At 67.5% G+C, this 26,260-nt stretch carries 25 protein-coding genes and 1 pseudogene; 6 read left to right on the forward strand and 20 right to left on the reverse strand.

From position 1 onward, the window contains the following. Positions 1-104: 104 nt before the first annotated feature. The 4 genes from H6717_24645 to H6717_24660 all read right to left on the reverse strand — a co-directional run bounded on the left by H6717_24645 (position 105) and on the right by H6717_24660 (position 2,665). On the reverse strand, positions 105-293 hold the full coding sequence (locus tag H6717_24645; protein ID MCB9580241.1) for a hypothetical protein: 189 nt from the start codon (positions 291-293) through the stop codon (positions 105-107). Positions 294-359: 66 nt separating this feature from the next. Next, complete coding sequence (locus H6717_24650; protein MCB9580242.1) at positions 360-737, reverse strand: PIN domain-containing protein; 378 nt, start codon at positions 735-737, stop codon at positions 360-362. Continuing rightward, positions 722-943 carry a hypothetical protein gene (locus tag H6717_24655; protein ID MCB9580243.1) on the reverse strand — a complete coding sequence of 74 codons (222 nt, stop codon included), beginning with the start codon at positions 941-943 and terminating at the stop codon, positions 722-724. The genes H6717_24650 and H6717_24655 overlap by 16 nt, the downstream gene beginning before the upstream one ends. Before the next feature lie 45 nt (positions 944-988). After that, the gene (locus H6717_24660) at positions 989-2,665 is read right to left on the reverse strand and encodes a hypothetical protein (GenBank protein ID MCB9580244.1); all 1,677 of its coding nucleotides are present in this window, start codon (positions 2,663-2,665) and stop codon (positions 989-991) included. A gap of 112 nt (positions 2,666-2,777) precedes the next feature. On the opposite strand from H6717_24660, the gene H6717_24665 reads away from it, so the two are divergent. From H6717_24665 to H6717_24675, 3 genes are read left to right on the forward strand one after another with little or no spacing between them, the layout of a single operon-like run. Next, positions 2,778-3,206: a nucleotidyltransferase domain-containing protein gene (locus H6717_24665; GenBank protein ID MCB9580245.1), complete on the forward strand. Its 429-nt coding sequence runs from the start codon at positions 2,778-2,780 to the stop codon at positions 3,204-3,206. After that, positions 3,203-3,610, forward strand: a complete 408-nt coding sequence (locus H6717_24670; protein MCB9580246.1) for a DUF86 domain-containing protein — start codon at positions 3,203-3,205, stop codon at positions 3,608-3,610. Before H6717_24665 ends, H6717_24670 begins: the two co-directional genes overlap by 4 nt. A gap of 9 nt (positions 3,611-3,619) precedes the next feature. Next, positions 3,620-7,891 (forward strand): radical SAM protein, encoded by a 4,272-nt coding sequence (locus H6717_24675; GenBank protein ID MCB9580247.1) that lies wholly within the window; start codon positions 3,620-3,622, stop codon positions 7,889-7,891. A gap of 2 nt (positions 7,892-7,893) precedes the next feature. Here H6717_24675 and H6717_24680 read toward each other — a convergent pair whose 3' ends face one another. The 3 genes from H6717_24680 to H6717_24690 all read right to left on the reverse strand — a co-directional run bounded on the left by H6717_24680 (position 7,894) and on the right by H6717_24690 (position 9,180). After that, entirely contained in the window at positions 7,894-8,109 is a 216-nt protein-coding gene (locus tag H6717_24680; protein ID MCB9580248.1) for a hypothetical protein, read from the reverse strand. A gap of 75 nt (positions 8,110-8,184) precedes the next feature. Then, positions 8,185-8,634 carry a hypothetical protein gene (locus tag H6717_24685; GenBank protein ID MCB9580249.1) on the reverse strand — a complete coding sequence of 150 codons (450 nt, stop codon included), beginning with the start codon at positions 8,632-8,634 and terminating at the stop codon, positions 8,185-8,187. A gap of 84 nt (positions 8,635-8,718) precedes the next feature. Further along, entirely contained in the window at positions 8,719-9,180 is a 462-nt protein-coding gene (locus H6717_24690) for a CBS domain-containing protein (protein ID MCB9580250.1), read from the reverse strand. A gap of 137 nt (positions 9,181-9,317) precedes the next feature. On the opposite strand from H6717_24690, the gene H6717_24695 reads away from it, so the two are divergent. Next, on the forward strand, positions 9,318-9,497 hold the full coding sequence (locus H6717_24695; protein ID MCB9580251.1) for a hypothetical protein: 180 nt from the start codon (positions 9,318-9,320) through the stop codon (positions 9,495-9,497). Positions 9,498-10,530: 1,033 nt separating this feature from the next. Here H6717_24695 and H6717_24700 read toward each other — a convergent pair. Together H6717_24700 and H6717_24705 are read right to left on the reverse strand one after the other, a co-directional pair. After that, positions 10,531-10,917, reverse strand: coding sequence for a DUF4190 domain-containing protein (locus tag H6717_24700; protein MCB9580252.1), 387 nt, complete (start codon positions 10,915-10,917; stop codon positions 10,531-10,533). Between the two features lie 9 nt (positions 10,918-10,926). Next, positions 10,927-11,127 carry a hypothetical protein gene (locus H6717_24705; GenBank protein MCB9580253.1) on the reverse strand — a complete coding sequence of 67 codons (201 nt, stop codon included), beginning with the start codon at positions 11,125-11,127 and terminating at the stop codon, positions 10,927-10,929. A 211-nt stretch (positions 11,128-11,338) separates the two neighbouring features. Between H6717_24705 and H6717_24710 the strand changes: the two genes are divergently transcribed. Further along, the gene (locus H6717_24710; GenBank protein MCB9580254.1) at positions 11,339-12,931 is read left to right on the forward strand and encodes a phosphoenolpyruvate carboxykinase; all 1,593 of its coding nucleotides are present in this window, start codon (positions 11,339-11,341) and stop codon (positions 12,929-12,931) included. On the opposite strand, the gene H6717_24715 is transcribed toward H6717_24710, so the two are convergent. From H6717_24715 to H6717_24755, 9 genes are all read right to left on the reverse strand, one after another. After that, positions 12,932-13,384, reverse strand: a complete 453-nt coding sequence (locus tag H6717_24715; protein ID MCB9580255.1) for a hypothetical protein — start codon at positions 13,382-13,384, stop codon at positions 12,932-12,934. A 17-nt stretch (positions 13,385-13,401) separates the two neighbouring features. Next, positions 13,402-14,325, reverse strand: a complete 924-nt coding sequence (locus tag H6717_24720) for a hypothetical protein (GenBank protein MCB9580256.1) — start codon at positions 14,323-14,325, stop codon at positions 13,402-13,404. Next, positions 14,325-16,814 (reverse strand): phenylalanine--tRNA ligase subunit beta, encoded by a 2,490-nt coding sequence (locus H6717_24725; GenBank protein MCB9580257.1) that lies wholly within the window; start codon positions 16,812-16,814, stop codon positions 14,325-14,327. Before H6717_24725 ends, H6717_24720 begins: the two co-directional genes overlap by 1 nt. Before the next feature lie 45 nt (positions 16,815-16,859). After that, positions 16,860-17,951, reverse strand: a complete 1,092-nt coding sequence (locus H6717_24730) for a DUF4340 domain-containing protein (protein MCB9580258.1) — start codon at positions 17,949-17,951, stop codon at positions 16,860-16,862. A gap of 32 nt (positions 17,952-17,983) precedes the next feature. Next, positions 17,984-19,825, reverse strand: coding sequence for a GldG family protein (locus tag H6717_24735; GenBank protein MCB9580259.1), 1,842 nt, complete (start codon positions 19,823-19,825; stop codon positions 17,984-17,986). Positions 19,826-19,828: 3 nt separating this feature from the next. Beyond that, a complete protein-coding gene (locus tag H6717_24740) occupies positions 19,829-20,563 on the reverse strand; it encodes an ABC transporter permease (GenBank protein MCB9580260.1) in 735 nt (244 codons plus the stop codon). Positions 20,564-20,566: 3 nt separating this feature from the next. Further along, entirely contained in the window at positions 20,567-21,718 is a 1,152-nt protein-coding gene (locus H6717_24745; GenBank protein MCB9580261.1) for an ATP-binding cassette domain-containing protein, read from the reverse strand. A gap of 244 nt (positions 21,719-21,962) precedes the next feature. Then, complete coding sequence (gene sctR, locus H6717_24750; protein MCB9580262.1) at positions 21,963-22,724, reverse strand: type III secretion system export apparatus subunit SctR; 762 nt, start codon at positions 22,722-22,724, stop codon at positions 21,963-21,965. Next, positions 22,721-23,089, reverse strand: coding sequence for a flagellar biosynthetic protein FliO (locus H6717_24755; protein ID MCB9580263.1), 369 nt, complete (start codon positions 23,087-23,089; stop codon positions 22,721-22,723). Before H6717_24755 ends, sctR begins: the two co-directional genes overlap by 4 nt. 113 nt (positions 23,090-23,202) lie before the next feature. Between H6717_24755 and H6717_24760 the strand changes: the two genes are divergently transcribed. Next, positions 23,203-24,435 (forward strand): aspartate kinase, encoded by a 1,233-nt coding sequence (locus H6717_24760; protein ID MCB9580264.1) that lies wholly within the window; start codon positions 23,203-23,205, stop codon positions 24,433-24,435. Positions 24,436-24,484: 49 nt separating this feature from the next. Here H6717_24760 and H6717_24765 read toward each other — a convergent pair whose 3' ends face one another. Next, complete coding sequence (locus H6717_24765) at positions 24,485-25,114, reverse strand: ATP-dependent Clp protease ATP-binding subunit (GenBank protein MCB9580265.1); 630 nt, start codon at positions 25,112-25,114, stop codon at positions 24,485-24,487. 109 nt (positions 25,115-25,223) lie between these two features. Further along, positions 25,224-26,117 (reverse strand): annotated as a pseudogene (locus H6717_24770) (AAA family ATPase). Positions 26,118-26,260 lie beyond the last annotated feature (143 nt).

A 26,260-nucleotide genomic window follows, 5' to 3' on the forward strand; every position in this document is an offset into this window, starting at 1 on the left:
CGGGGTTGGTAACGGCGGGCACGCCTTGCAGCACTCCTGCGGTCATCCCCACGACGATGAAGTCGACGCCTCCTCGACACAAAGCGTCCAGAAGCTCGAGAGTCCTACTCGGTCCCGTCACTGCGCATCTGCTTTGCCGCGAACGACGCGTGCTCGAAGAGGGTTTCCAGTCGTTCGCGCGGCGAAAGCGAGAGCATGTAGTCGATCAGCGTCACGTCGACCCCGCTCGAGTCGAAAGCCGGTGTACCGCGGGCGTCGAAGTGCGCTGGGTCGTTGTCAGCCGTGTCGCTCATGGGACGCTGTGCCGACGATAGCACGCCGCGCTCCAGCGAGCCGCGGAACGTTGAGCGAGCTGCGCCTCACACGCGTAGGACTCTCACTTCAGGAAAGCACACGGCGATTGCCGATAGGTCCGCCAGGTCTGAAGTGTAGACGACGTCCCCCCGCTGAGCGGCAGATGCGACGACGATTGCATCGATGGCGTTCGAACGCTTGGTTCGAGCCAGAGCTTCGCCGGCAATTCGCGCCAGGTCCCGGCTGAGCGGCTCTACGAGCACACCATCCAAGATCTTCGCGACCGGGCCTTTCCGCCCGCGCCACCATTCTGCAACTACGACCGTTGGAACGGTAATCTGCACACCCAGCGTCCGCGCTGCCGCCAGTATCTGCTTGATCCTGACCCTACGCCGCTCGATCGCGATCAACGCTCCGGTGTCGAGCGTCAGCCCACGTCCCATAGCTTGCGATACTCTTCGAGCTGGTGCAGCGTCAGCTTGGGTGCGTCGAGCCAGATCAATACCTCATCCAATGCGCCTTCACGTCGCGCACGGCGAACGGACTCGGTCAGGACGGCGGAGAGACTCTTTTTCCGCCGCTTGGCCTGCTTGCGAAGCCAGGCCAGGTCTTCACTGTCCAGAGAGACGCTCACTTTGACGGCCGACATTCCTACCTCGAGTAGGAACAAAGCCATACTCTGATGTGTGTCGGGTCAATCCCGCGCGCCGAAGGGCATCAGCACGCCGAGGCCGGGATCGGTTCGGCGCATGGAGAAAAGCTCGCGGGCGCCGTTGAGCGCAGTGAGCGCCCAGGTGTTGAGCTTCAGGGTGTCGGCTGCGCCGAGGGCAGCGGCAAGAGCGCGCACGTCCGCGGCGGCGCCGGGAGTCACGCGCACTTCACGATAGCGAACGGTGCCGTCGGCGTCGGCGGAGCCGAACAGCGCGATGGCGTTGTCGTGTGCGAGGTACAGCGTTGGCTGGGCGAGCAGCTGCTCGAGGCCGGGGGGCAGCAGCGCGGCAACGCTGTGGGCCGCTCGCAGGGCGGCAGCGCAGGTGTAGCTGCAGGGAAAGAACGGAACCAGCTTGAGCCAGGTGTCGTTCAGCTCCCAGGGCCAAGGTCCGGGAGTGCGGGTGCGGGCCGCGGCGGCGTGGCGATTGTACGTGTTGTCGCCGCGCTCCCGCTGGCGGCAGAACGCGGCGACGCAGCAGCGCGGGTAACCGAGGAGCTCGCCCATTTCCGCGCATGACGCGCTGGGATCCGCGTGCAGCTCGGCAGCGCGGTGGGCGAGCTCGGGCTCGCGGCTGGCGAACAGCTCGAAGCGCCTTTCGCTTCCGGCGCGCCACACGTCGTGCGCGCCCACGTCGAAGCCGCGCTCACGGATCTCCACGTGGGCGCCCGCAAGCCAGCCCTTGGCGCTGTCGAGCTCCGTTTCGGAAACCGTGAGCAACACCACGGGCTTGTGTCCCGCGCGGAAGGCAAGCACCTCGAAGGGCTCTCGGGGAACGGTGGCCGAGAGCTCTCCCGCGGCGGGCGCCTCCGGCAGCTCTCCCGCGAGACCCACGGCCGCGAGCTCCGCGTCCGGCGCGGCGCGGGCCGCGGCGACGCGAAACGAGCGCGTGGGGGGCGGCAGCGCGATGGACGCGAGATCGGCGGCAATGGCGCGAGCGACGCTGACGTCGTCCCCGGTCACGGGACCCCGTCCGAGCAACATCGCGAGGTCGCGCTCCGCGGGCGGGGCGACGCGCAGCACTCGTGGCGGCGGCCGCGGTGCATCCGGCTCGAACACGACGTGCGTCTCTTCGTGCGGCCGCCAGCTGGCCCGCGCGACGATCGTCGGCCCCGCGAGCACGGCGTCGAAGGACTGGCCGGCGCAGCTGGCGGAAAGCGTGATCGCCACGGGGCCTTCGAGCTCGAGCACCGCTTCACCGTCGCTCTCGAGCGTCGCGTCCCTGAGCAGGGCCGTCGGAAATACGCGCCGCACCCAGGCCAGCGCCTGCCACAGCACCTGATCGAGATCGCCCTCGGCGGCGTCGGGCAAGCCGCGCACGGTGATCGCGGCGCGCTCGAAACGGTCCCCGAGCTTGGCCAGCCAACGCTCCGCGGGCAGCGAGACCCAACCGTGGGCGAGGAGCACGTGACCCGCGCGCTCCGGTGGCGTGAACAGGGGAGGCGTGACCAACCCGCGGCGCTCGTGCTGCGCGAGCAAGTCGGCCACGCGAGACGCCGCCCGCGGCTCGCAGTCCGCCGCCACCAAGGCGGTGGGGTGCCCCGCGAGGGCGGCTTCGAGGCTTCCCTCCCAGTCCACGGCGCGATGCTCGGAGCTCTGGGCGAGCACGGCGCGCCACGCGCGCGCTCGCTCGCCGCTGCCGACCACGATCACGTCCGTCACTGCCGACGAGTATACCGGCGCTGGGAGCGTCTCGGTGTTTCCGCGGCGCACCAACAAACAAGGACAGCGTGGCGGCGGCGTGACGATTGTCGAGCTGGGGTATACTTGCGCCATGGGCACTGCGGATGCTTCCTCGACTGTCGGGCGGGACGCCGTCGTGGTGCGTCTGCGCGGCTTCTTCGAGAGCTGGCAACCCGAGTTCGCGGCGGTCTACCTGTTTGGAAGCGAGGCGCGGGGAGAAGCGCGGCCGGACAGCGACGTCGATATCGCCGTGATCCGCAAGGAGCGGGCCCAACACCCGTCAGAGCGCCTTCACGCCGACTTGGCGGGTGCGCTCGAGCGCGTGATCGACCGGCCCGTCGAAGTCATCGACTTGGAAGGCGCCCCCGTCGACCTGGTTCACCGCATTCTCACCGACGCCATCCTGATCCACGAAACGGATCGGTCCAAGCGCATCGCGGTGGAGACCCGCCGGCGCGCGGAGTACTTCGACATGAAGCCGATCTTGGCAGCCTATCGCCATTTACCGAGCGCCGAATGACGGACGCGGAGCTGGTCGCCAAGAAGCTGGCGCTGATCGAGACCTACGTGGCCGAGCTCGAGCGCATGGCGAAGCCCGAGCTGATCGCTTCCGACGTGCGGGAGCGGCGCTTCGTGGAACACACGCTGCAGATCGCGATCCAGGCGGCGCTCGATGTCGCGTCGCACGTCGTGTCCGATGAACGTCTGGGCGAGCCGCGCACCAATCAGGCGCTGTTCGACCTGCTCGCGCAGGCCGGATGGCTGCCGCCGGAGCTCGCCGTAGCGATGCGCCGCGCGGTCGGGTTCCGCAACGTGGTCGTTCACGGCTACTCGGCGGTCGACGTGGACATCGTTCGCGACGTCCTGGAGCACCACATGCCGGATCTCCTTGCGTTCGTGTCCGCCATTCGCGCCGGGCTTTAGGGTGGGTGAGTGTCTCCGACGCTGGCCATCCTGAGCGTGCACAGCCACGGGGATCGCTCCTTTCTCGACGACCGGGAGCTGGCGCTGGTGTCCGGCGAGCTGCGGGAGGCGGGGATCGACAACGATCTCGTCGTGGCCGTGATCGAGCAGGACGTCCTGGGGTTGGTCGACGCGCTCCGTGGCTACGACGTGATCGTGTACGAGCGCGTGTGGAGCGTGGAGCTCCTGGCAGAGCTGCGCTCGCGGCTCCCCGACAAGATCTTCGTCAGCTGCGAGGGGGAACATCGCATCGAAGACCCGCCGGCGGACTACGTGTGCCGCGGGGATCTTGCTGCGGCGCTGACGGCGCTCGCGATGAAGCTGCGGGGAACCGGGGAGCTCTTGCCGGGCACGCGGGTGCGCGAGGGCGAGGGCTGGCGCGGCGTGCCCGGGATGCCGCCGGCCCCGCGCCCGCGACCGTTTCGCCCGAACCTCAATCCGCGCATCGTGTCGCCGTTGCCAGCGCTTCGAACCTTTGCGGTGCACGGTAACTCCGGCTGTCCGTACCAGGCGGACGCGCGCGAAAGTCCCTTGTACGCCGGCGTGCAGCTGCCGGCGGGCATGGGTCGCGGCTGCGCCTTCTGCACCACTGGCAATCGCTACGAGGGCAAGCCCACGAAGGAAACGCTCGACAGTGTGCTCGAGCAGATCCGCGTGCTCGTGCCGCACATCGAGCATCTCGTGCTCAAGGATCAGAATCCCTTTGGCTACCTCGAGCAGCTGATGAGCGCGTGCGCGGCGGAGGGCATCCCGCCGTTCTCGCTGTTGCTCGAGACGCGGGCGGATTGGTTCTTGCGGGCGCGGGAGCGGCTGGAGCGGGCGCTCGAGATCGCTCAGCGGGCGGGCTATCGCATCGCGCCCTACCTGGTGGGCATCGAGAATTTCTCGCAGCCTGAGCTCGATCGCATGAACAAGGGCACCACGGTGGACGATAACTTCGCCTTCCTGGAGCTTTTGTGGGAGCTCGCGGAGCGGCACCCGGCGTTGGATCTGTCGCTGTCTGCCTTCGGTTTCGTGCTGTGGACGCCGTGGACCACACCGGAAGATCTGCGCCGGAACCTGGAGGGCATCGTCCGCTCGCGCCTCGGCGAGCTGCGCGGGCACCTGCTCCGCTCGCGAGCGCGGCTGTATCCGGACACGGCGCTCTACTACCTCGCACAGCGCGACGGCCTCCTGTGCGAGAGTTGGGAACAGGCGAGCGACGATCCCTCCGCGCGCTACGGATACTTCCCGGGGACGCCGTGGCGCTTTCAGCATCCGGAGACGGCGCGCCTGTGGCGAAAGTGCCTGGAAGCGTCCGAGGGACGCGACGAAGTGCAGGTGCTCGAGAGCGTGCTCTCGGGAACCGCCGTGCAAGAAGCGAGCGGCGCCACCGTGGAGGTGCGGCTCGCGCCTGGCTGCGAGCTCGATTGCCCGCTGTGCGACAGCCCTGCGTCGTCTCTCGCGGAGCTTTCGAAGGGAGGCCGCACGGCGGTGCTGCGCATCGGCACCGCTTCGCCGAGCGTGATCGCCGAGGCCGTGCGGGCTGCGCGGGCCGCGGGCTTCGCGGAGATCGTGGTCGCGAGCCACGCGCTGTTCGGTGAAGCCGAGCTCGCGGCGCTCCGGGAGCTCGGAGTGGATCGCTTGCGGGCGATGCTGCTGTCCCACGTGCCGCGCATCCACGACGCCCTGGCCAAACGCCAAGATGCGTTGGTTTCATCGCTGGTTTGTCTGCGCGCCGCGGAAGCTCTGGGGTTCGGCCTCGAGCTCGAGGTGCCGCTCCTGCTACCGAAGCTGCAGCGCCTGGTGCCGCTGCTCACGTTGGCGACCCGGGCCGTGGAGCGCGTGGAGTCGCTGCGCGTGTTCGTGCCAGAGACGGAGCGGGCGCGGCCGATCGCGCGCGCGCTCCCGGACGTCGCGGCGGAGCTGCCGGAGCTCCTCCGGCGCTGCCGTGCCCTCGGCATTCGGACGCCCATCGTGCCAGCCGACGGCATTCCGATGTGCGCGCTACCTGCGGAGCTGTGCGACGTGTTTCGCTTCGACCCGCGGCGCGACGTCCGCGTGGGACCCGGACGCACGCGGCCCTGTGACGACTGCGCCGTGGCGCGGCACTGCATCGGGGTGCGCGCCGGAGAGCGCCGGCTCGGCGCCTTCCGCACGACGCCCTTCGCCGAAGCTCCGAGTCGAAAGTGGACCGAAGAGGAGCGGCGCGCTGCGTCCTTGGCCGAGCTCGTCGTGCTGCGCCCCACCGTGAACTGCAACCAGGACTGCAGGTTCTGCAGCGCCAACGAGACGAGTCAGAACGTGTGGACGGACGGCGACGAGCTGCTGCGCGCGGTGGCCCGGGCGGCGCGCCGCGGCGTGACGCACCTGTCCTTCAGCGGCGGAGAGCCGACCCTTTCGCCGGATCTGCCGGAGGCCATCTCCGCCGCCCGCCGACTGGGCATCGCCAAGGTGGAGCTGGTGACCAACGGCGTGCTGCTGGATCGCGAGCACAAGGTGCAGCGGCTGGCGGAGGCGGGGCTCACCAACGCCTTCGTGTCGCTGCACGCCCACGACGAATCCGTGTCGCAGCGCATCACCCGTAAGCAGGGGGATTTCGAACGCACCGTGCGCGCCATCTCGCTGCTTTTGGGCGCGGGAGTGCGGACGTCCATCAACCACGTGATCTGTGCGGACAACTACCGCTACCTCGAGCCGTTCGTTCGCTTCGTGTCCGAACGCTTCGGTCCGAAGCTGTTCATCTCCTTCGCCTTCGTCACGCCGCAGTACCGTGCTCTCGGCGAGCTGAGCCTGATGCCGCGCATCAGCGAGGTGATGCCGGAGCTGCGGCGCGCCCTGCACCGCGCCGTGGAGCTGGGGCAGCCGTTCACGGTGGGCTCGCGGCAGGGGATCCCACCCTGCTTCTTGGGCGAGTTTCGCGCCTGGAGCGACATCCTGTACGTGGAGAACGCCGCCCGGGGAGAAGATGCGACGCAGAAGACCCGCGCGCCCGTGTGTGAGCGCTGCCGGTTCTCGCCCGTGTGCACCGGCTTGTGGAAGCCCTACGTCGCCCGCTACGGAAGTGACGAGCTCGTGCCGGCGGCCGGGCCGGTGATCGACGCCGCGGAGAAGCGCCGTTTCGTCGAGCGCTACGCGCGGACGACCTTTGGCGTCCCGGCCAGCTTCGAGGACGTGCTCGACGGTTGGCGCGAGCCGGAGCTCGAAGCAGAAGGGCGCGCGCGCCTCGCCTCACCCGCCGTCGAGGTCGCGCCGGAGCCCGTGGTCACGTCCGGGGCGTGGCGGCCGCTGAGAGTACTGCTCGCGGGGTCCGGACGGCGCGCGCAGCTCTTCGCTCGCGAGCTCGCGGCGGCTCCGGACCTGGTGCTCGACGCGGTGGCGTCCCCGCGGGGTCCGGCGCGCAGCGCGTTTGGCAACGTGCCGAGCTATCGGGACGTCGCGGCGGCCATCGACGCCGCGCGTCCGGACGCGCTGATCATCGCGGCGGCCACGCACGCGCATGCGGAGCTCGCGCTCCTCGCGTGCCAGCACCGGATCCCGTGCCTCGTGGAAAAGCCGCTGGCGGACACCGAGGCCGCTGCGGACGCCATCGCCGCCGCGGCCCGCGCGTCGGGCACCGTCGTGTTCCCCGTCCACCCGCTGGTCTTCGCGCCGGCCCTCCGCGACGTGCTCTCCGCACCCGGCGCGCTGTCCGTCGTACGGCGCATCACGGCACAGAGCCCCGAGGCGCTTCCGTCCTGGGATCGGCGTGCCGTCTTCGAGGTGCTCGTCCATCTGCTCTCCCTCGTGCGTTACGGCTCCCCCGATCTCGCCTTCCGCACGGTGCAGTTTGCCGGCGATGCGCGTCCCGAGCGTCTGCGCGTCGCGCTCGAGTCTGCCCGCGGCCCGGCGGAGATCACGCTCTTGTGCGGCGAGCCGTCGGACGAGCTCGAGGTGCGCCGCGGCCCGCACGTCTGGCACCGTCGCGGCGGCGCGGTCACCCTGAACGGCACGCGCGTCGAGCCGCGTCACAGTGAAACCGCGGCCCTGCTCGTCGCCTTTGCCGCCGCGTCGCGCGGCACCGTCGCGCCCGTCGATGTCGCGTCGCGCGGCACCGTCGCGCCCGTCGATGTCGCGTCGCGCGGCGACGTCGCGCCCGTCGATGTGAACGACGGCGTCGCGGTCGTCCATCTCGCCCACGCGGTACTTCGCGGCGCGGAGGCTGCCGGCGCGCCGTTCCGGCGCCCCGGCAGCCCGAAGCACGCGCGCACGCCCGGGCTGTAACTTCAGCTCTTCGGCTCGTCGCTCAGCTTCCCGAGCCGCTGCGACACCACGTCCAGCGCTGTCGCGGTCGCTTCGAGCGACGCCGCGCCGGCCTCCACGGACATGCGCGCGACGCCCAGGCCGTAGCGGGCCCAAGCCGCGCCCACGCGGGAGAGGGCGGAAACCAGGTCGTCGTAGTCCTTCTTGTCGGTCACGGGGCGAGTCTCGATGTCGGTCATTGGATGGTCCTCGGCTGTGCCACCAGCGGTGGCGGGTTGAGAGGTTCACGTCACGCGGCCGCTCGCCGCGCAGAATCAACGTTTGGGCAAACAGTCCGCGCACACGAAGCGCGCGGGACCGGGTCGACTTTGAACGGCGAGGGAGGCGTCCTCGCCGGCGGGCAGCTCCGCGTCACACCGCGCGCAGTGGCCGTCTACGGCCATCACCACGGGTTGGTACGCCACCACGTCTGCCAGCACCTCCGAGCGCTGCACGCGCTCTTTGATGCGACCACGTTCGTCGTGCATCGTCTGCGCAACGCGGTTGAGGCGGTCTTCCACCTTCTCGGACGCACGGTCGGCGATGTTCACCGCGTCTTCCAGGATGGTGCGGACCAGGTTCGAGACCGGCACCCGCAGCGCCCCGGCCAAGGCCTTGAGCTCCTGCTCCAGCACGGCGGGCACCCGCGTGTGGAGCACCCGTTCCTTCTTTTGCTCGGCGGTGGGGGTCTCTTCGGAGTCGGGCGGTTCGGATGAGTGAGTCACGACGTGACACATTGTGATGCGGGCATGTGTCACAGTCAATGAGCTGCGTGATACAAAGTGATACTTCTTATCAACCAGTTGGAATCACTCGTCTTCTTCCTCAGAGCTGCGCAAGTCGAAGAACTCGAGCTGCTCGCCCTCCGGCGGGGTGCCCACGGGCAGGCCCTCTGCCAGGGCCTTCAGGATGTCCATGGGCGCCACGATGCCCGCGATGGTCGCGTCTTCGTTCACCACCAACGCCCGGTGGACGTCCTCCGCCACCATCAGACGCACGGCCACAATGGCGGGATCGTCCACACGCACCGCGTACACCACCCGCGTCGTTCGCTCCGCCACCGAGCCCCCGCTCCCGCTACCCAGCAAATCCGAAAGCGATACCACGCCCAGGATGCGGCCCTTGTCGCCCAGCACGGGCGCGCCGTGAATGCGATGACGCACCAAGATGTGCGCTGCTTCGTCCACGGCCATGCTCCCCTTGAGGAACACCACCGCTTCCGTCATCACCTCTCGAACGCGCACCACGCGCACCATCCCCAGCTTGCTCATGGCTTCAAACCTGGCCAAGCAGTGTCTGCTACAAGCAGCACACCGTTACCGCACCGCTTGGGGTCACCGAGCCGCTCAGGGCGCCACCGCTCTTCTGGCAGCTTCCCGCCACAAACGTGCTGGTGCCGGACCACTTCATGGCAATCCAGTTGCTGGGGACGCATGTCGGCGAGGACGCGTTCGAGCTCAACCCGTGCGTTACCGTCGTTCCCGTGCAGTTAGCGGTCTGGTATGCAAGCACGCTGCTCGTGCACGCCGAACCGACTGAGCTGCAGCTACAGGAAGAGCACGAACGCGTGTCAGCGAAGGCGTCGTAGTAGACGGCCTTCGTAGGGTACACGGCCGGACAGCTGGTATCTCCCGCCTTGTAGATGCACTGTCCTTTGAACGGCCCCGCGGCTTTGGGTGCGCAGATCTTCGTCGAGTCGCAGCCCGTTGCGGCAGCGGCTCCTTCACATAGGCGAACGTCAGTCTTGAAATTCGCAGCAGGTATGGTTGCAGTGTCCTTCGATACAGGGCAGACGGATTGGTAGGGCGTTGGTTGCTCAAGGCCCTGTGTGGTCGTCGCTTGTTGGCACCCGCCCGTCATGAAGCCGAAGTATCCCTGAGGGTTCTGCGGGCACGTCGACCCATACCCGACACGGCGAGGGGGCTGACACGCGCCCGTGTTCGTTCCGCACTCGCACTCGCACGAAGCCTGCGGAACGTTCAAGTCCCCATGTAGGTCGGCCGCTATTTGAGGGTACTGGGTGTCGCAGTTTGCTGACGAGCCGCTACTCGACCAAACGATCGGTCCATTCCATCCAGCCGGAACGGTTGGAATACAAGCGTGGGTCGTGGTGTCAGCTGGCGTACACGTCCCTTCGTTGCCGGCTGCCGTGCACGTCTCGCACTCGCCGTCGCACGACGTATTGCAGCACACCGAGTCGACACAGTGGCCGCTCTCGCAGGTATCGCCGGACGAGCATGCCGTGCCGTTCTGAGCTTTGGAGCCGGTTCCGCCGGATCCGGCACCCCCGGTCCCCGCGGTCCCACTGGTGCCCGCGGTCCCTCCGCTCGCGGAGGTTCCACCGCTGCCTGCGGTGCCCGTGCCGCCACTTCCCGCCGCGCCCGCCGCTCCACCTGTGGACCCAGCATCATGCGGATTCCCGGGTTGGAAGTCCTCGCCACTGCACGCAGCAGCGCCAATTCCAACTGCCAACGTGAGCGACGCGACAGAAATCGTCCGTAGACGAGCAGCGACAATCTTGGACGTCATATTTCCTCCACCCTGAGTCGAAGAGTTCTCGATCGCCGGGCCGTCGTCAATGGAGCTTCCGCGCCGCCCCGACAAACCTCTCATGTCGAGCGTCAGGGACCTGCGGTCAGACCAATCCCGAACACGATCGCGAAGAAGCCGAAGTACGCGAGCCAGAACAGCAGCATCAAGCCGCCGATGATGCCGCCGGTGATCATGCCGGCCAGCGCCAGGCCTTCGCCCCCATGGGTCTGCGGATTCTCGCGGGCCAAGCGGCGGGCCCGGGCACCCAGCCAGATCGCGACGAAACCCAGCGGAAAGCACGACCACGCCATGAGCCCGCACACCAGCGCCGCGATCGCTTCTCCGGAGGGCTGCGGTGTCGTAGGCCGCGGCGGGCCCGCGGCGTAGCTCCCCGCCGGCGGTGGCGTGAACTGAGGCGGGTAGCCCGGCGGATAGCCGGGGGGCGCCGGCGGGCTGGGCGGCACTTGGGGCTGCACTCCCCGAAGCTACCTCAACTGGCCAGAGGGCGGCGCGTGGCCCTGGCGTTCACGGAAGGAAAGCAGGCAGCCCCGCGGGTCGGCTCCGGCTTCGATGCACTGCAGCAAGGCGCGATCGTACGGAGTGGTGAGGCACTCCACCGTGATGTGATCCACCGTGCTCTGGACGCGAGGGTCCTGGAGCAGGCGGGCATCCCTGACGCCCACCATGTCGATGGCCAACTGACGACACTCCTGGGGCCCAGGGGCCTTGCGTGGGCAGCCGGCGAGGAGTAGCAAGAGCAGCGTCCCGGCGGTTCTCCAGCCAAGTTTGAGAGGGCCGCGCCGCCAGTCACTGATCGTCCGACCAGCCCAGTGCTTCGGCTCGCTCAGCGGCTCTCGCACGTGGTTTTCGCGGGGCCTCGTCACCTTGGAGGAAACGATGGAGCAGCTAGGTCCGGTGCGGAGTGAATTCGGCATCGAGAACAACGGTATCTTCAATGCAAACCGGGTCTACTGGAACCTCTCGCAGAGTCGTCTGCTGGAAGAGGCCGTCCGTCGCGGGGAAGGCATCCTGAGCGCGGACGGAGCCCTGGTGGTGACCACCGGCAAGCACACGGGTCGCTCGCCGAACGACAAGTTCATCGTCAAGGAAAAGGGCAGCGCCGACAAGATCGATTGGGGCAAGGTCAACCGCCCGATCGAGCCGGAGGCGTTCGATCGCCTGCACGCTCGCGTGCTCGCCTACCTGCAAAACCGCGACTTGTTCGTGCAGGACACCGTCGTGGGTGCCATGCACGGCATCCCCGTCCGCGTGATCACGCCGAGCGCATGGCACTCGCTGTTCGCGCGCACCATGTTGCTCCGGCCTTCCACGGACGAGCGCAAGAAGATGGTGCCCGAGTTCACCGTTTTGCACGCGCCCCACTTCAAGGCCACGCCGGAGCTGGACGGCACCGCCAGCGAGACGTTCATCATCGTCAGCTACGAGAAGAAGGTCGTGCTCATCGGCGGCAGCGAGTACGCAGGCGAGATCAAGAAGAGCGTGTTCTCGCTGCTCAACTTCCTCTTGCCCATGCAGGGCATCCTGCCCATGCACGCCTCGCTGAACGTCGGGCCCAACGGTGATCCGGCGGTGTTCTTCGGCCTCTCCGGCACCGGCAAGACGACACTGTCGGCGGACCCCTCCCGCACCCTGATCGGTGACGACGAGCACGGCTGGAGCGATCAGGGCACCTTCAACTTCGAGGGTGGCTGCTACGCCAAGGCCATTCGTCTGTCGCAAGAGGCGGAGCCGGACATCTGGCACGCGGTGCATCACTTCGGCACCGTGCTCGAGAACGTGGTCATCGACCCCGAGACCCGCGGCATCAATCTGGACGACGACACGCTCACGGAGAACACGCGCGCGGCGTACCAGCTCGATCGCATCCGCAACGCCTCCGAAACGGGCGTGGCTGGCCACCCGAAGAACATCATCATGCTCACGGCGGACGCCTACGGCGTGCTGCCCCCCATCTCGCGCCTCACTCCGGCCCAGGCCATGTACCACTTCATGAGCGGATACACGGCCAAGGTCGCGGGCACGGAGCGCGGCGTGACGGAGCCCAAGGCCACCTTCAGCGCGTGCTTCGGTGCGCCGTTCTTGCCGATGCACCCCGCGGTGTACGCCAAGATGTTGGGCGAAAAGATCGAGAAGCACGGCGCCGCCGTGTGGCTGGTGAACACCGGCTGGACCGGTGGGCCCTACGGCGTGGGGAGCCGCATGAAGATCGCCTACACCCGCGCCATGGTCCGCGCCGCCCTCGAGGGCAAGCTGGCAGACGTCGCGCTGGTGCAGGATCCCATCTTCGGCGTGGGCGTCCCGCAAGAGGTGCCCGACGTGCCGAAGGAAGTGCTCAATCCCAAGAACACCTGGGCAGACAAGGCGGCTTACGACGCGCAGGCGAAGAAGCTCGCGGGTCTCTTCCGAGAGAACTTCAAGCAGTACGCAGCCGAGGCGGCCAAGGAAATCCAGGACGCCGGCCCCGCCTGATCACGGACACGTGATGCCAATCTGAGGCGCCACCTGCCGAAACGAGCTCAGTAGGGTCGTGCAGGTGGCGCTGGGCGCCATGCGGAACGAGTCACAGGTCTGCGCCAAGCTGGGGTCGCCGCCGTTGACGGTCACCACCTTGAGGCAGCAGTCCGCCGCGCGGTCGCAGTCCGCTCCGCCCGTGGCGCCGCCGGAAGGGTTGCCCCACATCGGCACCGGCGCGGGCATCGGCTCGTCGTCGTAGTCGTAGCCCTCCACCGCGCCGCGCTCGTCGTCGTCGTCGGTGTAGGCCTGCGCGTTGGAGCTGGGCGCGGGCGTGTCGTCAGCCTTGCTCTGGGTCTTGGCGCTGGGAATGTCGATCACTCCCGCGCTCTCCGCGCCGCGTGCCTGCTTCGTGCTACCGCCGCAAGCGGCAGCGCCGAGAGCCAACAGCACCACGAGTGCCCGCTTCAAGTCGACGTCCTTCGCGTTCAGAGGATCACGTCCACGCCCAGCAGCGCAGACGCCGTGCTCTCGATTTCCGGGTAGCCACCGACGGTCACCTTGCTGCCAGTTTGATCGATCCCCTGAACGCTGTCGAACACGTTGCCGGATTGGTTGCTGGTGAAGCCGCCGGACAGCATCAAGCTCACCGCCAGCCAGTCTTTCACCACCTCGTAGCTCCCACCCAGGGCGGCGCTCCACTCCAAGAACACGCCCTTGCGCTTGGCCACCACCACCTCCGGCGTGATGGTCGCGATGGGCGCGTTCACTCGGTTCCAGCCGACGCCCAAACCCAGCCACAAGCGCAGCCGCGGCGTGACCGTCCAGGTGGGCTCCAGCCGCGCGCCGATGATGGCAATGGTGAGAGGATCCTGATCCACGTCGTGACCGGGTAGCCCGAGATCCGCGCCGCTCACGTCCACCGAGTGTTGGGTCTGCGTGAACCACGCGCGAAATCCCAGGAAGGGCAGCAGCTCCGCCCGCACGTGGGCGCCCCAAGACAAGCCCGGCGAGTAGCTCGCGCCGCTGCCGTCCGCGTTCCTCAGCGTGAGGCCGAGGTCCGGACCCACGAGCACCAAGCGCCGAGGTTTGTCCGGCTCGTTCGCGTGGAAGACGGGACGCGGCTCCTGCTCGTCCGAGCGCGGCGGCGGCAGGGGAAGCTCGGGGGGCGTTTCGTCGTCCCCCTCCGGGAGCGAGCCGGCGTCGTCCTTCTTCGCTTCCGGGGCTGGCTTCGGCTTGGTTTCCGCCGCGGAGCTGCTCTCCTCCGGCGGCTTTGCTTCCGGCTCCGGCTTGTCTTCTTCGTCTTCTTTGGGTTGGTCCGGCGCGGCCGCTTCGGGTTTCGGCTGGGCGGAAATGCGCGGCGCGGCGAACGTCAACGCCGTCGAGGTCAGGAGCCACGCGAGGCGTCGCATCACACCCTCAGCGCGCCGCCGAGCTTTTCCGTCGCGGCCTTCTCGACCTTGGCATGACGCTGGTCGACCTCTTTGTCCGTCAACGTGCGCGCGGCGTCGGGATCCGTCGCGGCCTTGGGATCGCGATACACGAGGTGGAACGCGAGGGAGCGGTGTCCCTCCGGCACCGAGCCACCGCGGAACAAATCGAAGAGCTCCACGGACTCGCACAGCTCTCCGGCGGCTTCGGCGATCACCTGCTGCACCGCTTCCGCCGCGACCTCGTCCTTGACTACCAGCGCGATGTCCCGCGTGACGGCCGGAAGTCGCGGGATGGGCGAAAACTTCGGGGTCGCTTTGCCCAACGCCTCGATCTCGGCCAAGAAAAGCTCCACGACGAAGGCGTCCCCGTCCAAGTCGAGGGCGTCCACCACGTCGGGGTGCAACGGCCCGAAGCGTCCCGCCACGCGGCCCTGAACCAACACCTCGCCGGCGCCCCGCGGGTGCAGGTGCTTCGGCGCGTCCGCGGCGAGCCGCACGCTCGCACTCCGCCCGGTGAGGCGCTCCGTCAGCTCCTGCGCGAGCCCTTTCGCGTCCCACACGTCGTGGGCGACGGGCTGGCTCAGATACGCGGGGCGCGGCCCGGCCAGCACCGCGGCAAAGTACGGTCGCTCTTCCGGTAGCTCGTGGTCCCCGGCTCCCCGCGGTCGCGCCGCTTCGGCTGCGGCGCTGCGTTCTGCCGTGCTCGGCGGCAAGAAGCACGCTCCGACCGTGAACAGACGCACCGCGCGCTCGCCGCGGCGCCGAGCGCGCTTGAGCGCCTCCAACAGGCCCGGCAAGAGACTCGTGCGCATCACGCTGCGCTCTTCCGTCAGCGGGTTCTTCAGGCTCACCACCGGCTGCGGTGCGGAAATGGCGGAGAGCTCCGCGGGGGACACGAAGGCGTAGGTCACGGCTTCGCTCAAGCCCAAGCTCACGGCCTCCCGCGCGATGGTGCGCTCCAGCGCTCCGCTGGTGCGCGGTGGCTGGGGTGCGATGGCCGGCAGCACCGTGGGGATGCGGTCCAACCCGTGAACGCGCGCCACCTCTTCAATCAGATCGACCTCGCGCCGAATGTCGGGGCGCCAGGAGACGGCCGTCACCGTGGCGTGGCGGTCGCCATCGGCGTCTTCGCCGCTGTCGGTCTCTTCGAAACCGAGGCGTCCGAGCAGGGCCATGGCATCCGAGAACGGCACGTGTGCGCCGAGCAGTGCGTCCAGCCGGCTCGAGCGCAGGCGGATCCGCGGCAGCTCGGGCGCCGGGCCCTTGGCGTGGATGGTACCCGGCACCACGCGCCCGCCGCACAGCTCCGACAGCCAACCCTTGGCGTGCTCCAGCACTGTCGGGATGGCGCCGAAGTCGACGCCGCGCTCGAAGCGGTAGCTCGACTCCGTGTGCAGCGCGTGGCGCCGCGCGGTGCGCCGCACCCCGCGGGGCTGGAAGTACGCGCACTCGAGCAGCACGCGGCGCGTGGTGTCGCGGATCTCGCTGTCCTCACCGCCCATCACCCCGGCCAGGGCGCTGGGCCCTTCGCCGTCGCAGATGACCAGGTCGTCCGCGTCCAGGCTGCGCTTCACGCCATCCAGCGTGGTGAACGGCTCTCCGGCCCGCGCGCGCCGCACCACGATCTTCTGCCCACGAACACGATCCAGATCGAAGGCGTGCATCGGCTGGCCAAAGCCCAAGAGCAGCAAGTTCGTGATGTCCACCACGTTGGAGATGGGCCGCACCCCGAGCGTGTGCAGCCGCCAGCGCAGCCAGTCCGGAGATGGCCCGATGGAGACGTCCACCACGGCGGCCGCCCCGTAGTGCGGGCAGCGCTCGGTGTCTTCGTTCTCCACCTGCACCAGCGCCGTCACGTCGCCCTCGGCGGACTTGGCTTCTGGCGGTGCCGGAGGCTCGAAGCGCACGTCGAACAGCGCCGCGAGCTCGCGCGCCACGCCCACGTGTCCGAGGGCGTCCGGCCGATTCGGCGTGATGCCGATTTCGAACAGCGTGTCTCGGGCTGCGGGGCACGCCTCCAAGAAGGGCGTGCCGGGTTTCGCGCTGCCCGGCGGCAGCACGATGATGCCCTCCGACTCATCTGCGAGGCCGAGCTCGGACTCCGACACCAGCATGCCCTCGCTGGTCACGCCGCCGATGTCCCGAGCCGTGAGCTCGCCGATCTCCGGAAGCACAGTGCCCAAGGGTGCCAGCACCACCAGGCCTCCCGGGTCCGGGACGTTGGATGCGCCGCACACCACGCGCTGCTCGCCGTTTCCGCGGTCCACCAACACCAGGCGGAGGCCCGAGCGCTTGGGGTGCGCCTCGATGGACTTCACCTCTGCTACGACCACGGGCTCGAGGCCGTGACCGATTTCCATCACCGCCTCGACCTCGAGGCCGGCGTGGGTCAGCCGCTCGGAGACGTCCGAGGCGGAGGCCTTCAGGCCGGGAAGTAGCTCACGGATCCAGCGAAGAGAGACACGCATGGGAGGGGCGCTTTTACCACGCCCCAGCCCATTCGTCGCCGCGGCTCAGGGGTGCCCGCCGGGCATTCCCCCGGGCATCCCACCCAGCTGCATGCCGCCCGGCATGCCACCCATGCTCGGCGGCTTCTTCTTTTCCGAGTCGTCGGCCTTGGTGAACTTCTTCGGCTCGGCGAAGGCCCAGTCTGCGGCCCAGGAACCGATGCTCAGGATCTCGTCCGACTCGCCGGTCTTGGCCCAGCGGCTGGTGCCCTCGGCGCTGGCGCCGAAGGCGAGTGTCTTCTTCGCGCCGTCGGACAGCTCGAAGGTGATGGTGGCGCCCGGCGTTTCGAGGCCGACGTCGGACAGGCTCTTGCCCTCGCCGAAGCCGTCGGCGTTCAGACCCTTGTAGGCGTTGATGGCGTCCTTCACCTTGGACTCTTCGAAGTCCTTGAGGGCCGTCGCCATGGGCGTCTTGGCCTTCTTGAACTTGGCGGTCCACTTGTCGCCGTCCTTCGCGAACAAGTACTCGCCGTGCTCGTTGGTGATGGTGATGGCCTTCACCTTCTTGTCGTCGAACTTGAACACGGTGCGGTCGCGCCAGTCCTTCACGTCTCGCGCGTACAGGAAGCTCGAGTAGCCCTTCACCGAGTACACGCCGTCGTGTCCCGCGATGCGGGTCATCTGCCCACGAGAGCCGCTCTCGCCGAAGTACAGATCGGCCACGGTGTCCTTGCCGGCCTGGAACGTGGCGTGCAGCGCCGTGTCGTCGGTCAGCTCGTACTTCGCGTAGGCGTCCTTGCTCGGGTCGATCGACTCCTTCACTTCCAGCGTCTTCAAGTTGTCCAGCAGGGACTTCACGTTGGTCTGGTTGGCCTCCGCCTTGACGGGCTTTTCGACCATCCACTTGTCACCCTCTTTGGCGAGGGTGACGTCCTTCGGTGCGCCGCCGTCTTGGCCGGCTTGGTGGATGACGATCTTGTCGATGGCCTTGGTCTTGTCTTCGGTGACGCCCAGCTTCGGAAGCTCTTCCGACACCTTCTCTGCGGTGTAGGTCTGTGCCTCTTCTTTTTCTTTCTTCTTCTGCAGCCAGAAGGCGCCGCCCAGGACCACCAGGACCACGACGGCGATGCCGAGCTTCTTGTCCGTACCGAGAGCCATCTAATCGACCTCTTGCTGGTAACGACGTTGAATCAGGAGACCTTGGGACGCCGGCTGAGGCGCCAGCGCCAGCGACCAATTCCGAACAGCGCGAATATCAGGGGTAGGCCGAGCGTCAGCGACCACTGCACGTCCTTCTGCAGGCCCTTGCGCTGTTGCTTGTACTCCTCGTCCTTCTTCTTGATCGCTGCGTCGTCGTCTTCCGCCGTGATCTTGGGCTTGGCGATGGAGGTGTAGGTCAGGTTCGGGTTGCCGATGATCTTGGCGCTGGCGGCGAGCAGGTCGGCGTCGCCGCTGATCCAGTCGAGCGTGTTCTTCACGCTCAAGATGGTGTTGGTGAGGTAGCGCTGCGCGTAGGGCTGGGCGATCATTTGCAGCTGCTGGTCCCCGCCCACGGCGCCCATCATCGCGAATTGTCCGCCGAGATCCGGCCCGTTGCCGGAGTAGGCGAAGGGGTTCGTGACGAACTGGCTGGAGGCCACCAAGAATATGCGGGAGGGGTTCGGAGCCTGAGCCGGCATGGTGATGCCGTCGCCGCTGCCCAACGCGGGCTTGAGCTTGCCTTCCACCACGGCGGCAATCACGTGCTGCGCGTAGGGCGGCTTCGGCTTCCAATCCGGACGCAGCTTCATGTCCACCGTCTCGCCCGTTTCCACGCTGGCGGCCGGCGTGGAGCGAGCCACCGCGTAGAGCTTCACGTCTTTTTCTGGCTGCTTGTCTTTCAGCAGCTCGATGCTGGACGGGTAGGGAATGGCCACCTCGTCCATCCGGAAGAAGCCGGCGAAGCTGGTGTCGAGCAGCTGCTCGTCGCCCTCGAAGCGCGGGTCGTTGACCACGTGGGCGATGGCGGGATCGCGAATGCTGGACACTGCGCCCGTGGCAGTGAGCACTGGCAGCCGGAACTGCGCGCCCCAGTCGAGCACGGCGTCCTTCTTCACGCCCAGACCGTAGCCGCTGAGGAGCTTGTCCAGGTTGTGCCACGAGAGCGTGGCTTGCATGCTCGGATCCTGCGGCTTGATGTCGACCGCCGAGGCGTACACCACCAGGGCCTTGTTGCCGCGCATCAAGAACTCGTCGATGCGACGCAGCTCCTTGTCCGTGTAGTCCTTGCGGGGCTGCGTGACGATCACCCCGTCGAGATCCTTGTCGATCTCCGAGTCGCCGTCCTTCAGGTCCACCGTCTCGAGCTTGTAGAAGGGGAACGCCTGCTCCAGGATGCTCTGGATGCTGGGCGCGCCACCGCGCCCCTGCCGGGGAACCAGGTTGTTGTCGGTGAGCTTGAGCTCGTCCTTGCCCGTGATCACGCCCACGCGGTGCTTCACGTTCTCCGACTTGTCCCGCACCTCGCGGATCTTGTTCGTGATCCAGAACTCGAGGCCTTCCGCGCGGTTGGGCGCCAGCTGCGGGATCACGCCTTTTTCCGCGCCGTATTTGAACACCAGCCCCATGTAGCCCTGGGCGATGGAGGCCTGGTCGTCCCCCGTGGCACTGGTCTCGCCGAAGGCCATCTCCTGCAGGCCGGCTTCCTTGGCCTGCTCGCGGAGCTCGTCCGTCTTGGGCTCGATGAGGGTGAACTTGAACTTGCCCTTGCTGGCGCGCTCGTACTCCTTGAGCAGATCCGTCAGGTCCCGCGTGAAGGAATCCAGCTGGGCCAGGCCCGTCGTCACGTACGCATCCACTTGGATGGGTGACTTGAGGTTCTCCACCAACCGGGCACTGCCCTTGCTCAGGGTGTAGCGCTCGTTCTTGGTCCAGTCGAAACGCTCGTTCCAGCTGAAGGCGATGAGGTTGACCACCACCGCGATGGCGGCCAGCACCACCAGGTACAAGCCCGTCTGGGCAGCAGCCTTCTTCTTGCGATCTTCAGTTGCCATTGCTCACGCCCACTTGCGCCGCTCGAGCGCCCGGAAAGCCACGATGAGAGCGAGCACCGTCACGCTCAGGAAGTAGATGACGTTGCGCAGATCCACGAGCCCCCGTGCGAAGTCGTCGAAGCGCTGCTTCAGGCTCACGTAGCCGAGCACGGTGCCGAGCCCGCTGGGCAGCGCGTCCGTCACGTAGCCCAACATCCAGCTGCCACCGAGAATGAAGAAGGTGATGAAGAAGGCCACCGCCTGGCTCTGGGTCAGCGAGCTGACGAGCAGGCCCACGGCCACCGCCGCCATGCTGAACAGCACGAGGCCCAGGTACCCGCTCCACACCGGACCCATGTCCAGCGGGCCCAAGTGCCAGGGCCACTTGAACATGGCGATGGGGTAGATGAGCGACGACAGCACCAGCACCAGCACCAGGCCCAAGGCGCCCAGGTACTTGCCGATGACCACGTCACTGTCGCGAACCGGCAGGGTGATCAGCATCTCCAGCGTGCCGCTCCGGCGCTCCTCGGCCAACAGCCGCATGGTGACCACCGGCACCACCAGCACGGAGAGGCCGGGCGGCGCGTAGTCGAACATCGTCTGCAGAGTGGCTTGGTCGGCCTGCCAGAAGCCGCCGCGGTACAAGAAGAACATCAGGCCCAGAGCCAGGAAGCTCAGGCAGATGACCACGTAGGCCAGCGGCGAGTCGAAGTACGAACGAAACTCGCGGCGGGCGATCGTCAACATCGGGGACATGGCTCAGCGCTTCTCCTCGTCGTCGTCGTCATCGTCGTCGTCGTCCTCATCCTCGTCGTCGTCCTCCTCGTCGGAGGCCTCGCGAGGCTCGTCGTCGTCGTCTTCCTCGTCGTCTTCTTCGTCGCGGAAGTCTTCGTCCTCGTCGTCGAAATCGTCGTCGTCGTCCTCGTCCCACTCTTCGCCTCGGTCGAGGCGCTCGTCCCCACGGGTGAGGTCTCGGAACACCGCGTCCAAGCTCTGGGCCTCGCGGCGGAGCTCGAGCAGGATCCAGCTCTTGTCGACCATCAGCGAGTACAGCTCGCGGCGAAGGTCGCTGTCTTTGTCGCCGGAGACCTCGAACTTGTGCGCCGTTTCGTCCGTGGGCAGCTCACGAATGCTGCGAGCGCCGTCGATGGCGGCGAGCGCCTCTTCCACCTCTCGCGCATTGGGAGCGCCGCCGTTCTTGAGCGTCTTCTGCTCGTCGATGGTGACGATGTAGCGAACGGCTCCGGTCTTTGCGCGGATGTCGTCCAGCGGACCGTCCGCGACCACCCGACCCTTGGAGATGATGATCGCCCGGGCGCACGCCTCTTCGACCTCCGCCAGGTTGTGGGTGGAGAGGAGAATCGTGCGGTCCTTCCCGATCTCCTTGATGTACCGCAGCACCTCGGCCTTCTCGTTGGGGTCGAGGTCGCTGGTGGGCTCGTCCAAGATCAGGATGGGCGGGTCGTGGATCAGGGCTTGCCCCAGGCCCACGCGCTGCCGGAACCCGTGCGAGAGAGTCCCGATGTCCTTACCCATCGCCTGGGCCAGACCGCAGACCTCGATCACGCGCTTCAGGCGTTTCTTGAACTCGCCCTCGTCCAGCCCTCGGACCTGAGCGGTGAACCGCAGGTACTCCAACACGTTCATGTCGGCGTACAGCGGCGCGCGCTGAGGCAAGTAGCCGAGGGAGCGCCGTACGGAGAGAGGATCTTCGAACACGTCGAAGCCCTTCACCCGCGCGCTGCCCGCGCTGGGGGAGATGAAGCAAGTCAGGATCCGCATAGTGGTGGACTTGCCGGCGCCGTTCGGCCCCAGGAATCCGACCACCTCACCTTTTTCGACCTCGAAGCTGACTTTGTCGAGGGCGCGAACGGCGCCGAATCTTTTCGTTAGCCCGTTCGCGGAAATCATCACGTCGGTTGCCATCCGACCTCCGAAGGAACGTTTACCGTCCCGCGTATCGCGTTACGTGCCCGCCTGCGGCCATCACGACCAGCGCGTTGGGCCGCGGCATCCTATCGACGACGCGATCCGTGTCAACACGCCGAAAAAACAGCATGCGAGCGCCGAAAAAACCAGGGACTCTCGGGATTATTCCCGCCGGTGACAGTTCTTTTCGCCTCGCCGGTTTGGGGGCCGGCCCCCACGACTTGATCTAACCGACTCGGTATCCGGTGACCAACGCTTGAGCCAGAAGCCCCCAGCCATCCACGGCAACGAACAGCAGCAGCTTGAAGGGCAAGCTCACTTGCGTTGGATTCATCATCTGCATGCCGAGGGCGAGCAGCACGTTGGAGACGACCAGATCGATGATCAAGAACGGCAGGTAGATCGCAAAGCCCAGCGCGAACGCTTCGATCAGCTCGCTGACCACGAACGCCGGGATCACCACGACCAAGTCGTCCCGCCCGACCGCGGCGCGCTCCGCCTCCGGCCGGGCCAGCTTGGCGATCTCGAAGAAACGATTGCGTTCTCGTTCCGAGGCATTCGCCTTGAGAAACGCGCGCAGCGGTTCCCGTGTCGCGTCGATCATGCCAGTCACCAACGCGGAGGTGTCCTTCGCGGCTTCGCCTTCGAACAGCGGCTTGGCGTTGTCGGCGATGCGCGATCCCACGGGAGCCATCGCCAGGATGGTCAGGGCGGCGGACAGCGCCATGATCACGGTGTTGGACGGCACGTTCTGCGCGCCGATGGCGCCGCGTACGATCTGCAGCACCGTGGAGATCTTCACGAACGCCGTGAGCGTCATGAAGGCGAAGGGCAGCAGCGTGACCAACGCCAGGGCCACCACCAGCGCGACCGGCCGGGTCAGCAAGTCGTCCGCGTTCTGCGGCTGCGCTTCCGCGATGCTCGGCGCCAGCGCGAGCCCGAAGGCGAGCGTTGCCAGCAAGCGACGCCGGACGGCACGGCGCTTCATCCCTCGCCGTCCTGGGATTCGGGCGCCTTCTCTGGGGGCTTCGGCTTCTTGCCGAGCACTCGCCCGAGCACGTCCGCGAAGGCCGGGTGCGGCTCTCCGAGGTCCAAGTCCACCAAGTCCTCGCTCACTTCCCCTAACTTCGCGAGGCCGGCCTCGCTGGCGCCCACCACGTACACGGTGCTGCCCACGCGCACGAGGTAGATCGCGCGGCGCCCGTCCAGCGGCAGGCGCCCCACCAAAGACACGGGCCCCGCGGGCCGGCCCACGCCCACGCGGCGGGCGGCGACCAGCACCAACACCGCCAGGACCACCACCCCCAGCAGTGTCACCACCGTTTCGACGACGTACTTCGTCAAGGGGGACATCGCGGGCGGAGGGTACACCCGACGGCGGAGGCGGGGCACTGCTGTTTTGGGCAGGTGCTTGCCGTCAGGTCCGACGATTGACCCGCACGGCGACAAACGCTACGCGCCGCGTCGTGGCACTCGTCGTCCAGAAATACGGTGGCACTTCCGTCGCCAACCTGGAGCGCATGCGCGCCGTGGCCGAGCGGGCGCTCGCGACTCAAAAGGCCGGCAACGAAGTCGTGGTGATCGTGAGTGCCATGGCGGGCGAGACGAATCGCCTGCTCGGTCTGGCGCACGACATCAGCCCAGTCCCCGACATGCGCGAGATGGACGTGCTGGCGTCCACCGGCGAGCAGGTCAGCTCCGCGCTGGTCGCAATGACCATCCACGCGCTGGGCGGTCAGGCGCGCAGCCTGTTGGGTCACCAGGTCAAGATCCAGACGGACGCGGCGTTCACCAAGGCACGCATCCACACCATCGAGGGCTCCAAGGTGCTGTCCACCGTGCACGACGGCAACATCGCCGTGGTGGCGGGTTTCCAGGGCACGGATCCCGAGGGCAACATCACCACCCTCGGCCGTGGTGGTTCCGACACCAGCGCCGTGGCCATTGCGGCCGCCATCAAAGCGGACGTTTGCGAGATCTACACGGACGTGGAAGGCGTCTACACCACCGACCCGAACATCTGCCCCACGGCTCGCAAGATCGAGCGCATCAGCTTCGAAGAAATGCTGGAGCTCGCGAGCCTGGGCGCCAAGGTCCTGCAAATCCGCTCCGTCGAGCTCGCCATGAAATACGGAGTTCCGATCCACGTACGGAGCTCCTTCACCGACACCACGGGAACCATGGTCACCCACGAAGAAGGTCTCGAGTCCGTCGTCGTCGCCGGCATCGCCATCGACAAGGGCGAAGCCAAGGTGCAGCTCATCAACGTCCCCGACCGGCCCGGCGTCGTCGCCGAGATCTTCGGCCAGCTCGCGGATCAGAACGTGTCCGTCGACATGATCATCCAGAGCCCTTCGCGCGAAGGCGGCACCACGACGGACGTCACCTTCACCGTGGCCAAGACGGATCTCACGCGCTGCAAGGATCTCATCGAGCAATGCGCGCGGGAGATTGGCGGCGCTGCCATCGAGTACGACCCGGACATCGTCAAGGTCAGCATCGTAGGGCTCGGCATGCGTTCCCATGCCGGCGTGGCCAGCGAGATGTTTCGCATCCTGGCCGCCGAGGGCATCAACATCCAGGCCATCAGCACCAGCGAGATCAAGGTCAGCTGCCTGATTCAGTCCAAGTACACCGAGCTCGCCGTGCGCGCCTTGCACGACGGATTCGAGCTCGACAAGGCCCCGAACCACAACTGACGCTTCTTCCGCGTCAGTTCATTCATGTCGGTCCGCCGCGAGCCCGTCGCTACGCGCCGGCCCCGAACGTCACGCGGACGTCGTCCCCCTCGAGCGTCACACGCGCCACCGCGTTCCGTAGCTTCGGGCGTCGCGCCAGCTCCACCGCGACCGGTGCCATCACCCGCTCTTCCAGCACGCGCTCGAGCGGCCGCGCGCCGTACTTCGGCGAATGGCCGAGCTCGGCGAGCTTCGCCTTGGCCTCCGCGGTCACGTCGAGCCGGATGTTGCGCTGGCCAAAGCCTTCCCGCGCGCCGATTTCCGCGAGCTCCAAGTCCACGATCCGAAGCAGGGACTCGGACGACAGCGACGTGAATGGCACGACGCGATCGATGCGGTTGAACAGCTCCGGTCGAAAGTGGTCCCGTACCGCGCGAACCTCGGCTCCGTCTGCTCGACCTTCTGCACCGAACCCGGCCAGCGTTCCGGATGTCCCGAGGTTGCTGGTCATGACGATGAGCGTCATCCGCATGTCCACCCGACGGCCGCCGGCCGTCGTCAGGCGTCCTTCTCCCAACACCCCCAAGAGCAGATCGAAGACCGCGGCGTGGGCCTTTTCGATTTCGTCCAGTAGCACCAAGCTCAGCGGTTGGCGAGCGACCTGCTGCGCGAGACTCACGGAGTCGCGTTCGTCCGCCATCAGGCGCGCCACGGAGCCGGCAAAGAAGTAACTGTTCCGGTGTGAGCTCGCCGAACACGCGCGCGCGGCCACGCTCCAAGTAGCGCAGCACCAGACCCGTCATGTCCTCGTGGCCGCCCGGGCGCCCGGAAAACAGATCGTCGAGGTCGTCGAAGTAAAGCACGGCGTCGACTTCCTCGGCGGCGGCCATCACGTTCGCCACGCGCTGCTCCAGCTGACCCAGAAAAGACTGACCTGCGACCAGCTCCGCCCCGGAGGTCGCGAGCACCATTGGCGCGCGGTGCTCCCGCAGCGCCAGGCGCAAGAGCTCGCTCTTGCCCACCCCTGGTGGTCCCACGAGCACACCGCTCGGTCGACGCTCGTCCAGAAGCAGCCCCGCCAGCTCGGAGCTGTCCCGCCCGATGACCGCGGTCGTGCTCGGCCACACGCGGCGCCCGATGCTCGCGAGCAGCTCGAGGGCAGCTTTGCGCTTCGCCTCCCCGTGAGTGGCAGCTTGCTTCGAGCGAAGCATCACTTCGGGCCGTACCAGGGAGAAGGAACCGGCGGGCAGCAGGTCGAGATACTCGGCGCCGTCCAGGTCCAGCGCTGCGGCCATGCGCAACACCTCTCGCTCGAGAACCGGATCCCGAGCCGCTGCGTCGTCCGCTTCCGTGAACACCACGTGCCTCAGCGCCGGCACCAGCATCCAGCCGCCGCGTTCCGTCACGAGCTCCAGTGCGTCGAGCGCGAGGGGCGTGCGCATGCGCGGCGCTCGCCAGCTTCCGGGGCGGGGAACCAACACGGAGATGGCGCACGGCGTCGCCGTTTCCGGCAACACGAAGCGAGGCACCGCGCTCGGCGGTAGCTCACTCAGATATTGCCCCAGAAACAGCGCGAGATCGTTCAGCGCCACTTCCGCGTCGTCCGCGAAGGCGGCCAGGTCCGCTGCCCCGGCGCAGGTCGCCGACACGAAGCCGCCGTGCTCCCGCAAGATCACCAGCGGGTACAGGGCCAGCTCCGACATGGGACGCGCAGCGTATCACGACGTGATCGTCGTTCCGCGCGCTCCTTCGAGGCGTTCCCTTGTGTTGGTGAGACGCGGAACCACGCGGTACCCCGGGACGGTACCTGGCGTCGTTCCGCGACGGGGCTCGCGCCGGCCCGACA

The organism is Polyangiaceae bacterium (assembly GCA_020633235.1).
Classification (GTDB): Bacteria; Myxococcota_A; Polyangia; order Polyangiales; family Polyangiaceae; genus JACKEA01.

Coding starts and splice junctions, on each gene's coding strand:
- H6717_24645 (MCB9580241.1), bottom strand. CDS start 293: ATGAGCGACACGGCTGACAACGACCCAGCGCACTTCGACGCCCGCGGT.
- H6717_24730 (MCB9580258.1), bottom strand. CDS start 17,951: ATGGCTCTCGGTACGGACAAGAAGCTCGGCATCGCCGTCGTGGTCCTG.
- H6717_24755 (MCB9580263.1), bottom strand. CDS start 23,089: ATGTCCCCCTTGACGAAGTACGTCGTCGAAACGGTGGTGACACTGCTG.
- H6717_24670 (MCB9580246.1), top strand. CDS start 3,203: ATGACGGACGCGGAGCTGGTCGCCAAGAAGCTGGCGCTGATCGAGACC.
- H6717_24655 (MCB9580243.1), bottom strand. CDS start 943: ATGTCGGCCGTCAAAGTGAGCGTCTCTCTGGACAGTGAAGACCTGGCC.
- H6717_24745 (MCB9580261.1), bottom strand. CDS start 21,718: ATGATTTCCGCGAACGGGCTAACGAAAAGATTCGGCGCCGTTCGCGCC.
- H6717_24735 (MCB9580259.1), bottom strand. CDS start 19,825: ATGGCAACTGAAGATCGCAAGAAGAAGGCTGCTGCCCAGACGGGCTTG.
- H6717_24665 (MCB9580245.1), top strand. CDS start 2,778: ATGGGCACTGCGGATGCTTCCTCGACTGTCGGGCGGGACGCCGTCGTG.
- H6717_24720 (MCB9580256.1), bottom strand. CDS start 14,325: ATGCGACGCCTCGCGTGGCTCCTGACCTCGACGGCGTTGACGTTCGCC.
- H6717_24650 (MCB9580242.1), bottom strand. CDS start 737: ATGGGACGTGGGCTGACGCTCGACACCGGAGCGTTGATCGCGATCGAG.
- H6717_24680 (MCB9580248.1), bottom strand. CDS start 8,109: ATGACCGACATCGAGACTCGCCCCGTGACCGACAAGAAGGACTACGAC.
- H6717_24765 (MCB9580265.1), bottom strand. CDS start 25,114: ATGGCGGACGAACGCGACTCCGTGAGTCTCGCGCAGCAGGTCGCTCGC.
- H6717_24740 (MCB9580260.1), bottom strand. CDS start 20,563: ATGTCCCCGATGTTGACGATCGCCCGCCGCGAGTTTCGTTCGTACTTC.
- sctR (MCB9580262.1), bottom strand. CDS start 22,724: ATGAAGCGCCGTGCCGTCCGGCGTCGCTTGCTGGCAACGCTCGCCTTC.
- H6717_24705 (MCB9580253.1), bottom strand. CDS start 11,127: ATGGTGGGCGTCAGGGATGCCCGCCTGCTCCAGGACCCTCGCGTCCAG.
- H6717_24695 (MCB9580251.1), top strand. CDS start 9,318: ATGGCAATCCAGTTGCTGGGGACGCATGTCGGCGAGGACGCGTTCGAG.
- H6717_24710 (MCB9580254.1), top strand. CDS start 11,339: ATGGAGCAGCTAGGTCCGGTGCGGAGTGAATTCGGCATCGAGAACAAC.
- H6717_24725 (MCB9580257.1), bottom strand. CDS start 16,814: ATGCGTGTCTCTCTTCGCTGGATCCGTGAGCTACTTCCCGGCCTGAAG.
- H6717_24690 (MCB9580250.1), bottom strand. CDS start 9,180: ATGAGCAAGCTGGGGATGGTGCGCGTGGTGCGCGTTCGAGAGGTGATG.